The sequence below is a fragment of the Paenibacillus naphthalenovorans genome, from assembly GCF_001465255.1.
Classification (GTDB): domain Bacteria; phylum Bacillota; class Bacilli; order Paenibacillales; family NBRC-103111; genus Paenibacillus_G; species Paenibacillus_G naphthalenovorans.
The window spans coordinates 3407879-3421250 of record NZ_CP013652.1 but is presented as its reverse complement, the minus strand read 5'-3'; the positions used below and the strand labels follow the sequence as shown (position 1 = coordinate 3421250).

Annotated in this window: 11 protein-coding genes; 9 read left to right on the top strand and 2 right to left on the bottom strand. The window is 54.4% G+C overall.

The window, feature by feature from the left end; translation table 11 throughout:
- Positions 1 to 1614 carry a response regulator gene (locus IJ22_RS16720; RefSeq protein WP_062409635.1) on the top strand — a complete coding sequence of 538 codons (1614 nt, stop codon included), beginning with the start codon at positions 1 to 3 and terminating at the stop codon, positions 1612 to 1614.
- Positions 1611 to 2948: an ABC transporter substrate-binding protein gene (locus IJ22_RS16715; RefSeq protein ID WP_062409634.1), complete on the top strand. Its 1338-nt coding sequence runs from the start codon at positions 1611 to 1613 to the stop codon at positions 2946 to 2948. The genes IJ22_RS16720 and IJ22_RS16715 overlap by 4 nt, the downstream gene beginning before the upstream one ends.
- A 12-nt stretch (positions 2949 to 2960) precedes the next feature.
- Here IJ22_RS16715 and fliD read toward each other — a convergent pair whose 3' ends face one another.
- Positions 2961 to 4253, bottom strand: a complete 1293-nt coding sequence (fliD, locus tag IJ22_RS16710; RefSeq protein WP_062409633.1) for a flagellar filament capping protein FliD — start codon at positions 4251 to 4253, stop codon at positions 2961 to 2963.
- Between the two features lie 343 nt (positions 4254 to 4596).
- Here fliD and IJ22_RS16705 point away from each other — a divergent pair, with 343 nt between their 5' ends.
- Positions 4597 to 5037, top strand: a complete 441-nt coding sequence (locus IJ22_RS16705) for a GNAT family N-acetyltransferase (protein ID WP_054818861.1) — start codon at positions 4597 to 4599, stop codon at positions 5035 to 5037.
- Between the two features lie 48 nt (positions 5038 to 5085).
- Here the strand turns inward: IJ22_RS16705 and IJ22_RS16700 are convergent, their stop codons facing one another.
- Positions 5086 to 5418 (bottom strand): hypothetical protein, encoded by a 333-nt coding sequence (locus IJ22_RS16700; RefSeq protein ID WP_062409632.1) that lies wholly within the window; start codon positions 5416 to 5418, stop codon positions 5086 to 5088.
- Between the two features lie 200 nt (positions 5419 to 5618).
- Between IJ22_RS16700 and zwf the strand changes: the two genes are divergently transcribed.
- The 6 genes from zwf to IJ22_RS16670 all read left to right on the top strand — a co-directional run bounded on the left by zwf (position 5619) and on the right by IJ22_RS16670 (position 13369).
- The gene (gene zwf / locus IJ22_RS16695; RefSeq protein ID WP_062409631.1) at positions 5619 to 7139 is read left to right on the top strand and encodes a glucose-6-phosphate dehydrogenase; all 1521 of its coding nucleotides are present in this window, start codon (positions 5619 to 5621) and stop codon (positions 7137 to 7139) included.
- Between the two features lie 155 nt (positions 7140 to 7294).
- Positions 7295 to 8356 carry a metallophosphoesterase family protein gene (locus IJ22_RS16690; protein WP_062409630.1) on the top strand — a complete coding sequence of 354 codons (1062 nt, stop codon included), beginning with the start codon at positions 7295 to 7297 and terminating at the stop codon, positions 8354 to 8356.
- A gap of 50 nt (positions 8357 to 8406) precedes the next feature.
- Positions 8407 to 9990, top strand: coding sequence for a peptide chain release factor 3 (locus tag IJ22_RS16685; RefSeq protein WP_062409629.1), 1584 nt, complete (start codon positions 8407 to 8409; stop codon positions 9988 to 9990).
- Between the two features lie 209 nt (positions 9991 to 10199).
- On the top strand, positions 10200 to 10967 hold the full coding sequence (locus IJ22_RS16680) for a YheC/YheD family protein (protein WP_062409628.1): 768 nt from the start codon (positions 10200 to 10202) through the stop codon (positions 10965 to 10967).
- Positions 10968 to 11091: 124 nt separating this feature from the next.
- Entirely contained in the window at positions 11092 to 12162 is a 1071-nt protein-coding gene (locus IJ22_RS16675) for a LacI family DNA-binding transcriptional regulator (RefSeq protein ID WP_062411032.1), read from the top strand.
- A gap of 46 nt (positions 12163 to 12208) precedes the next feature.
- Entirely contained in the window at positions 12209 to 13369 is a 1161-nt protein-coding gene (locus IJ22_RS16670; protein ID WP_062409627.1) for a Gfo/Idh/MocA family protein, read from the top strand.
- Positions 13370 to 13372 lie beyond the last annotated feature (3 nt).

Genomic DNA, 13372 nt, shown 5'->3' with positions numbered 1-13372 from the left:
ATGTGGAAAGTGATCATTGTCGATGATGAAGTATTGGTGCGTCGCGGGCTTGCTTCAACTATTCCGTGGGCGCAATACGGCATGCAGGTGGCAGGGGATTTTTCTAACGGCATGAAAGCGCTTGAGGCGATGGAGCTTCTGCGGCCTGACGTTGTTATCACGGATATCCGGATGCCGCAAATGGACGGGCTGACGCTGCTTAAGGAGCTCCGGAAGCAGTATCCGGAGACCATTCCGGTTATCTTGAGTTGTCATAATGATTTTGAATATGCCAAGGAGGCGATCAGCCTCGGTGCGGTCGATTACTTGGTGAAAACGACGATGGATGATCAAGAGGTGGATCGGACGTTAAGCAAGGTGCAAGCCAAACTCGCGGAACGCAAAAGTGTGGATGAGCTGCTCAGACAGATCGAGCAAAGCAAGCGGCTGGAGAGGCAGGCCGAGCTTCGGATGATTCTGGCCGGAGGAGAGAATGTGGGGGCGAAGGAGCCGTCCGTCGCGGTGAAAGAAGCTCATCGAACGGAAAACGAGTGCTTCCTGCTGCTGGCCGCACGCCCATGGGCTCCCGCACATACCCAGCCTCTATATACGAACTGCCTTCGGCTGGAGGAACGGTTCCCGGAGGAAACGGAGCTGTTCTGCACGCTGGACGCGGAGCCGTATATGGTCGTTTTGCTTTGGTTTCCATCGGCGCTTTCCGCCTTGGAGGTGCAGCATAAGGTGCAGATTTGGTCCGGCCGCCTGCTTCAGCTGTTCGGCTGCAGGAGAGAGGAGCTGTTTATCGGGGCAGCTCCGCCCTTCAGTTCCATCAGTCAGGCCAAACCGGCTTTTGAACAGGCCAAGCGGGGACAGGAAGCTTATTTTTACGATGAAGGCGTGAAGACCTTCTATATGATTGAAGGTTCTGCGGCTTTGCAGGAGGCATCGGGCGTCTTGTTTACCGGAGAGGATAAGCAGCTTTGGGTTGAGGCGCTGGTCAGGAATGCGGTGCCGGAGGCCCGAGCTCTGTTCGAACAGCTGACGAAAAGGTGGAGGCCGGGGGTTTCCTCGGCCGCCGTAAAGGAAATGGCGTCTTCCATGATCGGGATGATCCGGTTCGCAAGGCATAAGCATCAGCCTTCCCTGCCTGCAACCGCCGTTCAAGAGCTGCAGCAGATGGGGAAGCTGTCGCAGGTGAAACAGTTAGTCTCAAGCGAGCTGGCTGTGTGGGAGCAGGAGGCGGAGGGTTCCTCCGGCTTGAACTCCCTGCGTCCTGAAATTCAAAAGGCGCTTGCCTATATACAGCAGCATCTGCATGATGAAGTGAAAATGAGCGACGTCGCCGACCATGTGCATCTGAGCCGAAGCCACTTCAGCGCTTTGTTCAAGCAGGCTGTCGGAAAAACATTCTTGGAATACATGATGGAGCAGAAAATGGAATGGACCAAGGAGCAGCTGAAGCATACGCATAAAAAAATATATGAGATCGCAAGCGAGATCGGCTTTTCGGACTATAAATATTTTACCCGCTGCTTTAAAGAATACAGCGGGATGACGCCGAAGGATTGGCGGGAGCAGCATGTGCACAAGTCCGAGTATGCCGTCCTCCCGATCAGGGAGGAACAGGCCCTATGACCGGATGGCGGCGGAGCGTCAGGCGAAATAGGCATATTCTCCTGCTGATGGCATTGCCGCTGGTGTTTGCAGCAGCCTGCCAATCGAAGGATGCGCCCGAGCCTCAGCCTGTTCCGAGGGAACCGGTGACCATCACGTTCTCTTCTCTGGAAACAGGAACAGGGACGGCGCAAAAAATGGCGGAGGCGTTTATGAAGCAGCGCCCGGATATCCGAGTCAAAACGGTTATTCTTCCGCCTATTTCCGATGTGATGCACAATGAATACGTCAATCAATTGGTTAGCGGATCCACGGATACCGATTTGTTCGCACTGGATGTCATATGGATTGAAGAGTTCGCTTCCGCCGGCTGGCTGGCCCCCTTGGACGAATATTTCCCGGCTAATGAATTGAAGGGCATGCTCCCTAAGCCTTTGGAGGGCGTTTATTCCCGCGGCCGGATGTATGCGCTGCCCTGGTATGCCGATACAGGTCTGCTGTTTTACCGCAAGGACCTGCTGGAATCGTTGGACCGGCGCCCCCCGGCTACCTGGGACGACTTAATCGCGCAAGCGGAAATGCTGAAGCGCACAGGGCTTGTGGAACACGGATATGTGTTCCAAGCCAATGCCTATGAGGGCTTAACCGTAAATTTTCTGGAAAGCGTATGGAATAACGGCGGCCGGCTTGGCGAGCGAAGCGACCGCCCTCAGCTGTACAGCCGGGAATCGGTGGAAGCTTTGCAGTATATGCAGCGGCTGATTCGGGAAGGCATTGCTCCTAAAGAGGTATTGGATTTTAAAGAAGGGGATTCCAGAGACTGGTTCCTTGATGGGAGAGCCGCATTCCTGCGAAGCGGCCCGATCGTATGGGGGCTATCCAACCGGGAGGACTCGAAAGTCAAGGGCCGGATCGGAATTGCCCCTCTGCCTGTCGGCCCGCACGGGACGACAGAAGGCTCAAGCATCGGCGGCTCGAGCCTGGGAATGAACGCCCGCATCTCCGAATCCCGTAAGGCGGCGGCGGTTGCCTTTCTCAAATTTCTGATCGGCGAAGAAGCGCAAAAGCAGATCGCCCTCGAGCACTCGAGGATACCGGTTATGAAACGAACCTTTGAGGACCCTGAAGTGCTCGCCTTCAATCCCTTTTACCGGGATATACCGGCCGTCTTGGCCAATTCGCATTTCCGGCCCAAAGCCGCCCATTATGCCGATATTTCATCGGTTCTGCAGATCGGTCTGCACGACGCCTTGAGCCAGGGCAGTCCGGCGGATAAGGTGCTTCAGGCAGTGGACCGGATTGTCGGAGAGCTGCCCTCCGTGGCGGAACCGGCTTCCGGACTGAATAGGCCATAGCCAACCGGCTGTCTAGGAATAAAAATTCAACAGATATCCGGTAATGGGAACGGGCAGATAAGAGCGAAGCCTTTTGTCGGGACCATAAGCGTAATTCATCAAGGCGCGGTAGGCGCCGTTTTGTTTATTCAACAAGGTTTCCGGTGAAGATGTGGTCAGTTGGTTTGCGGCATGGCATATATGATCGATGAGCCCGCTGCTTTCCGTCAACCGTGCCGCCACCATATCGAACCGGAAGCGGATTTGCGCAACCAGCTTCTCTTCATCCAGCTGCAATGTGTCATCCGCTTGCTTCAGGATGCCAAGCTCTTCAAGAACATGCTGAGGCATACCTTCAAGCAGGTCGCGGCTTATGTCGGGATTCAGCACCTCTGCAGCCTCTTGCAGCGCGGCAATCAACTGATTGTAACGGGCAATGACTTCGGCAAACCGCTTCTTGATGGCCGCTGCATCCGGATACACGGAGAGGATAACAGATTCGGCCGAGGCCTCTTTCAGCATCAGCGTCAGACGCCCTTCATCCAGCTTCACCTCATTGGAGGTGGAGCTGACCAATGTACCCTCATTAATGGTATAGACGGCATTCTCCGCGGCCTGCACCATACGGTCAATACCTGTGAGGGCGACAGCCTCGCCCCGGACGTCCGTTAAGCTGAAAGCGCCGCTTGCCCCAGTGTGCTCCGCTCTCAGTTCCAGCGTCAGCTTATTTTCCCGGCGGTCACGGATAAGCAGTACGGTTACCCCTGCTTCAGCATCGTTCACGGCACGGCGGATTCTTCGGAGCGCCTGTTCGTTGGTATCAGTGGGTCCGAAAGCAACAGACAACCGCCGGGTGTGACCGGTGCAGGAGCTCAACTCAAATTCGCACAGGCTTCCGGCCAAGGGGGAAATTTCCGTGCGTTTCTGTGCGAATCCGATGTTTCTTTGCATTCGCGCCACGCTGTCCAGCCGGATCAGATAGCTGTATATCCGGGCGTTATCGGTCACCTTGGCGCTTAATGCCGGCCCAGGCGCCCATTCTGCCGTTCGCCTGCTTAATACGGAACCGGCCGATGCATCCTTTAGCGTCTCGGCCGTCGGCTTCAAGGTTTCGGCGGCCGATAAAACGGCAGCCAGTTGTTCTGCGACCATTTGGGCAAACCGGTCAAACTCATACTGCACGTTAAGCTCGTCCGCCGCAGGTATGGCGGGAATAGGTTTGGGGGAAGGCAAACCTCCCGTTTGCCTATCCGGGTTATGCTCCCAATCATACCACTGGGTATGGATTCGGTAAGAACGGGACATACGTTGAATGGGATCGGTCATTGCCGTTCGCCTCACATTCGCTTCAGATGCTTAGGATCATTATAATTGCACTTCACTTTTTCCGTAAAATGGTTTTTCTTGACACCTCGACAGCTTCTACAGTATGATGGTTTATCAACCTTAACTTACACATAGGAGCTTGTTCCGAATCATGAACTGGATTCAATGGATCGTTATTGCGGGTGTTTTGATCATTTGCGCGGGCTTTATGGCGTTCGTCGCCAAAAAATATATGAAGTAATATAACCTTTATATCGGTTTTTGTGTGAAATGGATTAACCTTCCGCTGCTGCGTTTCATACGATAAAGTACTTACTTTATGCGTAGGAAAGGCGGGCATCTCATGCTTCGAAAGCGTGTTCCAAAGCGGGATGACGCTGCGATCTTCGGGCTGGTGGAAAGGCTCCTGCTGCCATTCGCCCGGCAGACGCTGCCTGGGCTTCGTCTGAGCCGGAACACGATCAGGAATCGGCTCAAATCGTGCATAACCTTTGTGTATGCCGCTGCGGGAAACAAGACTGCGGGGTTTATTGCTCTGAAGCTTGAGAGAGACCGGCTGGCGATTGATATGCTGGCGGTCGACCCCAACTATCAGGGTCGCGGTATCGGTACGCGGTTGATGCGCCAGGCTGAGCGAACGGCGAGGGAACACGGGCTGCGGGAAGTCGTACTCTGGGTTGACGAAGCCAATGTGCAAGCGCAGCGCTTCTATATAAAGCATGGCTATGAGGCGGTATATTACGATCATCGGTTGCGGTGTTATTTGTTGATGAAGTCCGTGTAACAAAAAAACGTCCTCACCGGACGTTTTTTTGTTACTGCCGGCTTGCTCTCAGATGAGAGCAAGCAGCCACGCGATCCTGGAGGGGATGAACTCCATTCGACTGCCGCCGAAAGGGGGAACCTGGGGCAGGGGCGCAGGGACTGCAGCCGTCCGTACACCGGCAGCCTTACTGGCTTTGGAGCCTGTTCTCCCTTTCCCGGCTCTGCTCTTTTTTGTTTTGCTCTGCAGCTTTACCGCCGGCTCGTCGTTTAAAATCAGCTTTCCTTTCTCCCATCGGCTCAATGTTCCGATAAACTGCGCGCCGTTCTTCAGAATCACGCACACGGGTTTGCCGTAAAAAGCTTTGCAGACTTTTTCAGAAATAGGATGGATCGGTGTCACGCGAAATCACCTCCGTCGATGCATGCCTATACTTCAGACTATGCGGGCGTTTGTGGCGCCGTCCTAGACGAATGCCTTATGGAATCCGCCCAATTTCAGGAAAAAAGCCTATGTTGAATCTCACTCCGGTTTTGGTTATGCTATAGGATATTGAGTAACAGATATTTCAAAACACTACATATAGAAAGAATGAGGGAACCATGACGAGTGCTGTGTTTATCATTTTTGGCGCGACCGGGGATTTGGCCCGCCGCAAGTTATTTCCGGCGTTTTACAGCTTATACCGCGAACGGAAGCTGGGCGATGATTTTGCCGTCATTGGATTGGCGCGCCGTTCGCGTTCAAACGAGCAGTTCCGGGACGATGTGCATGAATCCATTAAAGAGTTCGCCCGTTACAACGTAACCAAGGACGAGCAGTGGGATTCGTTCGCCGATCATTTTGAATATATGTCATTGGATATCAATGATGTGGAAGGTTTTCGCCGTCTTCGTGAGTTGACCGACCGTTTAGACGACAAGTTCGGCATCGGGGGCAACCGCCTGTTCTATCTGGCATTGGCGCCTGAGCTGTTCGGCAGCGTCTCGCATCATTTACAGGCAGGCGGATTGCTGGAATCGGGCGGCTGGCACCGCCTTGTCATCGAGAAGCCTTTCGGCTACGACCTGTCGTCGGCGGAGAAGCTGAACGCAGAGATCCGCCAGGTGTTCGAGGAAAAGGATATCTACCGGATCGACCATTACCTTGGCAAGGAAATGGTGCAGAACATCAACGTGGTGCGCTTTGCGAACACTTTTTTTGAGCCGCTGTGGAACAATAAGTACATCTCCAATATTCAAATTACGTTGAGCGAAACCGTTGGCGTGGAAGAGCGCGGAGGGTACTACGATCGTTCCGGCGCGCTCCGGGATATGGGGCAAAATCATATGCTTCAGATGCTGGCCATTATGGCGATGGAACCGCCAAGCCGGATGCATCCCGAGGATATCCGGGATGAGAAGGTGAAGGTATTCCGCAGCCTGCGCGGCTTCCAATCGGCGGCGGAGGTGCGCGCGAACACGGTTCGCGGACAATATGTGGCGGGCACGGTCAAAGGGCGGCAGGTGCCCGGCTACCGCGAAGAGGATTCGGTTAATCCGGAATCGACGACCGAGACTTATTTTGCAGCCCGGGTGTTCGTCGATAATTTCCGCTGGGCGGGCGTTCCCTTCTACATCCGTACAGGCAAGAGACTTCCAGTCAAAACGACGGAAGTGGTTGTCGAGTTCAAGAATGTGCCGAACAGCGTATACTTGTCCCGTAAGCACAAGCTGGAACCCAATCTGCTGGTGTTCCGCGTAAATCCGCTTGAAGGCATCTATTTCAAAGTGAATGCGAAGCAGCCGGGTTCGGAAGGTGCGATTATTCCTGTAGCCATGGATTTCTGCCAGAGCTGCGAGGTGGGCCTGAATACGCCCGAGGCTTATGAGCGGCTTCTGTACGATGCGGCGCGCGGAGATTCGACCTATTTCACACGGTGGGACGAAGTGGCGCTTGCCTGGAAGTACGTGGATAAGATCGCTTCGGCTTGGGGAGAACGTACGGAAGACCTGCACTTGTATCCGGCCGGAACGTGGGGTCCCGAGCGCGGACAACAGCTCGTGGCGGAGGATGGCTTCCGCTGGTGGCCGGTGAACGGACAGGATGAGGGCGAAGTCGAATGGGTAACGACGCAGCGTTAAGCTGCAGGTTGATAAAAATGAAGAGCAAAACCGGGCGAGCCTGGTTTTGCTCTTGTTATTTTTATGGGTGGACAGGATTCGACTTCTTTTTTTTGGACCGGGAAATATGTTATGATGGAGAGTAAGCTGTTGCGCAACACAGGGGGATTCTTGCCATGTCAAGACGCAGTTTTATACGTTGGATGATCGCTTTGCTCTTTATGATCGGTGCGGCGACTACGGCACTCGTGAAGCTGCTCCAGAAAGCGATTGATTCGCAGCGCCCTCCGACTCAGCCCATTACGCTGCAAAAGGCGGCGAGTGTATTGGAGCCCGATGCTATGCTTCCGGAAAGCGATCCTAACGCTGCGCAGTTTTCTTATATGATTTTGAGCGATCTGCACATTTCACCGGAGGTCCCAAGCACCATAAAGAAGCTGAAAGACGCGATAGAGGATATGAAGCAGTTCGGCATGCCTGTGGAGGCTGTTGTAATCACAGGTGATTTGACGGAATATGGTATGGAAAAGGAATATCAGGAGCTGCGCAAGATTCTGTCGGCCTATCCGCTGCCTACGGTGTATGCGAACATGGGCAACCATGATTACTACGACATTTGGATTGACCGCAAAGGGGCGTTCAATCCGGCTACGATGCCTAACGGCAAGACGGATTGGCAATCCCGCGAGCGGTTTCAGAAGTTTTTCGGCTTGCAGAAGCCGTACCACGACGATTGGGTAAAGGGTCACCATCTGATCTTGCTTTCGCAGGAAACCTATGTTCAGGAAAAACCGGAGGTCGGCGAAGGAGCGTGGTACTCCGACGAGCAGCTGGCCTGGCTGGAGCAGCGGCTGGCTGAGCATAAGGACGGCAAGCCGGTCTTCATCATGACTCATCAGCCGCTGCCGCCGGCAGGCCAGGACGGCCGTTCGCATCAATTGATTCGTGCGAACAAATTCCGCGAGCTGGTGAAGCCCTACAAGAACGTGTTCGTTTTTTGCGGACATCGCCATCACGATTTTCAAGGTACGGGGGAGCATTACGTTCAAGAAGGCTTTCACTACTTTCATAATTCCTCCGTCGGCCGTGTGCTGAATAAAAGCTATCAGCATGTCGACAAGGAGAAGTCGCAAGGACTGTACGTGCAGGTGTATAAAGACCGAGTGAGACTGCGCGGCAGGGAGTTCAGCAACCGCACCTGGATCAAGGAAGCGGACTGGACGGTGAAGCTGGTTTAAAAGGGCAGGTTGAAACTGACGAAATGACAAGGAAGGAACTGGAATAGATCATGAGTATCGGCACAACCGGTAAATTGCAAGAAGAGGTACAAAAACGCCGCACGTTCGCCATTATATCTCACCCTGACGCGGGGAAAACGACGCTGACCGAAAAGCTGCTGCTGTTCGGAGGAGCCATCCGGCTGGCCGGTACGGTAAAAGGGCGAAAAGCGAACCGTCACGCGACAAGCGACTGGATGGAAATCGAGAAACAGAGAGGAATTTCGGTTACCTCCAGTGTCATGCAGTTCGATTATAACGGCCATCGGGTGAATATTCTCGATACGCCTGGTCACCAGGATTTTAGCGAGGATACGTACCGCACCTTAACCGCGGCCGATAGCGCAGTCATGCTGATTGACTCGGCCAAAGGGGTCGAGGCCCAGACGAAGAAGCTGTTCCAGGTGTGCCGCCAGCGGGGCATTCCGATTTTTACCTTTATCAACAAATTGGACCGCGAGGGACAAAATCCGTTCGACTTGCTTGAAGAGCTGGAGCAGGTGCTCGGCATCCGCTCGTATCCGATGAACTGGCCGATCGGCATGGGCAAGCAGTTTTGCGGCGTGTATGACCGGAAGCTGACCCAGGTGGAGCTGTTTCAGGGCGACGACCATAAAGAAATCAGCGTGCGCAAGGTAAGCGGATATGATGACCCGGTCGTAAAAGAAATTGCGGGAGAGTATTTCTATGATCAGCTCGTACAGGATTTGGAGCTGCTCGATGTGGCCGGTGACGAATTCGATTACGAAAAAATCCGTGCGGGCGAGCTGACGCCTGTGTTCTTCGGCAGCGCGATCAACAATTTCGGCGTGCAAACCTTCCTTGAGAACTTCCTGCAGCTCGCGCCTTCGCCAACACCGCGCAAAAGCACGGCAGGCTTGGTTGATCCGCTTAATGAGAAATTTTCCGGATATATTTTTAAAATTCAGGCCAATATGAACCCGGCACACCGTGACCGAATCGCTTTCCTGCGGATTTGCTCCGGCAAATTCGAACGCGGCATGTCGGTGAAGCACGTGCGTGTAGGTAAAGATATCAAGCTGGCGCAGCCGCAGCAGTTTTTGGCGCAGGACCGCGATATTGTGGAAGACGCCTATCCTGGGGACATTATCGGACTGTTTGACCCGGGCATCTTCCGCATCGGAGATACCCTATGTCAAGGCGGGGGGCTGGAGTTTGACGAGCTGCCGACCTTCTCGCCGGAGCTGTTCTCCAAGGTGACGGTAAAAAATGCGCTCAAGCATAAGCAGTTTCAGAAAGGCGTCGATCAGCTGACGGAGGAAGGCACGATCCAGGTGTTCAAAACGATCGGATTCGAGGACATGATTCTGGGTGTCGTCGGTCAGCTTCAGTTTGAAGTGTTCGAGTACCGCATGAAGGCGGAGTACGGGGTTGAGGTGCAGCTTTCGCGGATGAGCTATCAGTTTGCCCGCTGGCTTGTCGGAGACGAGATCGACCCCGGGAAATTCCGGATCAATTCGCAGCTGGTGAAAGACAAGAAGGAGAACTACGTGGCCTTGTTCGAGAACGAATATGCGCTGCGCACGGCGATGGAGAAAAACCCGAATCTCAAGTTTTTGGAGATGGCCCCCTAACGCTTCAATCCATAAGCCCCTTTTTCGGTCGGTTAGACCGGAAGAGGGGCTTGCCGTTTTCCGTCAGGCGCTGTGAGCTGATCTTTACTTTGGTTAGGCTGCTGCCTTTATCCAATGGATGCCTGAGGGCATACAATATGTTGGGTTTAGGAGTCTGCTTCCGTCGGGCCGACCGGGCTCTTCGGCTAAGGAAAAGAAAGGTGGATGACATGGGCAAACGGAATAACCAGAGATACATTGTAAGCAAATGGGCCAAAACCAAGGCGCTGCTGCCTAATCGTTCCATTGCTAAGCATATTCCCGATACGAGAGTGATAACGCGAAACTCTCTTCAGGATATGCTGTATCAATACGGAATGGTGTATGTTAAACCGGACAACGGGACTTATGGAAACGGCGTCATGCGCGTAGAACGAGATTCGGGTCCGGGGGGAATCCGGTACCGTTATCAAGCGGGAACGAGGGTCAGAACGTTTAACAGCTACGAGGCAATGTACAATTCCATCAAAAAGCTGATAGGAAAACGGAAATATCTGATTCAAAAAGGGATTCATCTGCTGAAATACAACAACCGGCGCTTCGACCTGCGGGTCATGGTTCAGCAAAGTCCATCCAAACGCTGGGTGACAACGGGAATCATCGGCCGGGTAGCGGCTAAGCGCAAGGTGGTGACCAATGTGCATAACGGAGGCACGCTTCTGCCATTCGAAACGCTCCTGAAGGGGCATACGGGAGCTGCGAGGCGCAGGGGGTTATTTCAGGGCTTGAAGCGGCTCGGTCTCTCAGTGGCCGAGCAAATGAAGACGAGATATGCGGGGATTAAGGAGCTGGGGCTCGACGTGGCGTTGGATCGGAAGCTTTATCCCTGGATTCTGGAGGTAAATACGGCCCCGGATCCGTTCATTTTCAAGAAGCTCAAGGACAAACGTATATACAGAAGAATATATCACTACTCGAAAGCATACGGACGGCTCTAAAGGGTCGTCTTTTTTTTGTTTTTCAGGCGGGCGGAGTCACAGAGGGTTGACAGGAAGTTTATACCAAGAGATAATGAACGCGTGTACATTTTATATATGGTATAGGCTGGAGGAGGTGGCTGGAATCGTAACCCGAAAGGAAGTCGCGGCGTTGGCGGGAGTATCCGAAGCGACGGTTTCCCGTGTGCTTAACGGCGTTGGCCCGATGAAGGAGGAAACGAAGCAGAGGGTGCTCCTGGCGGCCAGGGAGCTTAACTACCATCCGAACGCGATTGCCCAGAGCTTTGCCCGCCGCCGAAGCGGGAATCTGGGTGTGGTCCTTCCTTATGTACCGAAGGTCCATATTTTTTCTACCTATTATTTCTCCGAAGTTTTAAGCGGGATCGGAGCGCAGGTCAAGGAGTCTGGGTATGACATGCTGTTGATGTTCCGGTCGCCGGGAGAAGAAAGCGATTACACCCGAATGTTCCGTTCGCAGAAAGTGGATGCCTGCATCATTCTGGGGGCCATGGATACGCCTGGCGAACGGGCGGAGCTCAAGAAATTGGAAGAGGGCGGGTTCCCGTTCTGCCTGGTCAACCAGCATTATGCCGGGGAACGTTATAATGAGGTCGATGCCGATCACGAGACGGGGAGCTATCTCGCCGTTCGTCATCTGCTGGATTCGGGGTACCGCGGGATTGCTATGCTCAACGGGCCGCCGCCCTTCTCCAACAGCGGCGACCGGCTGCGCGGGTATGCCAGAGCGCTGCGGGAAGCGGGGCTTCTGGAGCCCGGCACAGAAGCGGGGGTCCGCGACGGCATTCCGCCGCATTGGTATTATGAGGGCAATTACAGCCGCACCAGCGGGTATAAGGCGGCGGCAGAAATATATCGTCATCTCGGCCGGATCGATGCGGTATTCGTTTCGAACGACCGGATGGCGGTAGGCCTCATGCAGGGGTTGCGGGAGTTGGGATGCATACCGGGCAAAGATCTTGCCGTCATTGGCTATGACGATTCCGATGCTGCCCGTATGACGGATCCGCCGCTCACCAGCGTAGCCGTACCGTTCTATGAGATGGGACGGCTTGCGGCGAAAAACCTGCTGCTTCGCTCGGCAGGGGGACCGGAGGCAGATGCCGGCTTGGATGCCTTTCAGCTGAAGCTGGAGACGAAGCTCATTATTCGTCAATCCTGCAGGAAAAAATCTTAAGCTGCCAAGAAGAGAATCAGCACTTATGGAGGAGGCGGAATTTAGAATGGAGCAGGTTCGAGTGGGGATGGTCGGTTACAAATTTATGGGCAAGGCACACAGCCATGCCTATCGTGATTTGCCGATGTTTTTTCCGAAGACGGCTAAACCGGTGATGAAGGCGATCTGCGGCCGTGACGCTGACGGGGTAGCGCAGGCGGCGGAGCAGTTTGGCTGGGAGAGCTATACGACCGATTGGCGGGAGCTCGTAAAGCGGGACGATATCGACTTGATCGATATCAACGCACCCAGCGATGCGCACAAAGCCATTGCGCTTGCCGCCGCGGCCGGCGGCAAGCATGTGTTCTGCGAGAAGCCGCTGGCGCTGACGCTCAAGGATTCCCGCGAAATGCTGCAGGCGGTCGAGGCGGCGGGCGTGAAGCATATGATCGGCTTCAACTATCGATTCACTCCGGCGGTGCTGCTGGCCAAAAAGCTGATTCAGGAAGGGCGGCTCGGGCATATTTATCATTTCCGCGCCTGGTTTTTGCAGGATTGGATCGTAGATCCCGATTTCCCGCTCGTATGGAGGCTGCAAAAGGAGGTTGCCGGTTCCGGCTCACACGGCGATTTGGGTGCGCATTTGATTGATTTGGCGCATTTTCTTGTCGGTGAAATGAAGGAAGTGATCGGCATGAGCGAGACCTTCATCCGGGAACGTCCGCTGCCGAGCATGATGACCGGGCTCAGCGCCAAGGGCGGCAGGGATGCTCCCCGCGGTCCGGTAACGGTGGATGATGCGACGCTGTTCCTTGCCCGTTTCGCCGGCGGCGCGCTCGCAAGCTTCGAGGCAACGCGCTTTGCCCCGGGGCACCGCTGCACCAACGCGTTTGAGATCAACGGCAGCAAGGGCAGCGTTAAGTTTGATTTCGAACGGATGAATGAACTGCTGGTCTATTTTACCAAAGACGCGGAGGATGTTCAGGGCTTCCGGCGGGTGCTGGCGACCGATCCTTCCCACGCCTACTCCGAAGCCTGGTGGCCGCCGGGCCATACGATCGGTTACGAGCACACGTTCATTCATGAAACGGTTGAGCTGATGCAGGCGCTTGCGGAGGACCGCCAGCCGGTTCCGAATTTTCATGACGGCGTCAAATGCCAGCAGGTGCTCGAAGCGGTCGATTTATCCATTGCAGAGCGCCGGTGGGTTCAAGTAGACGAAGTATGACGA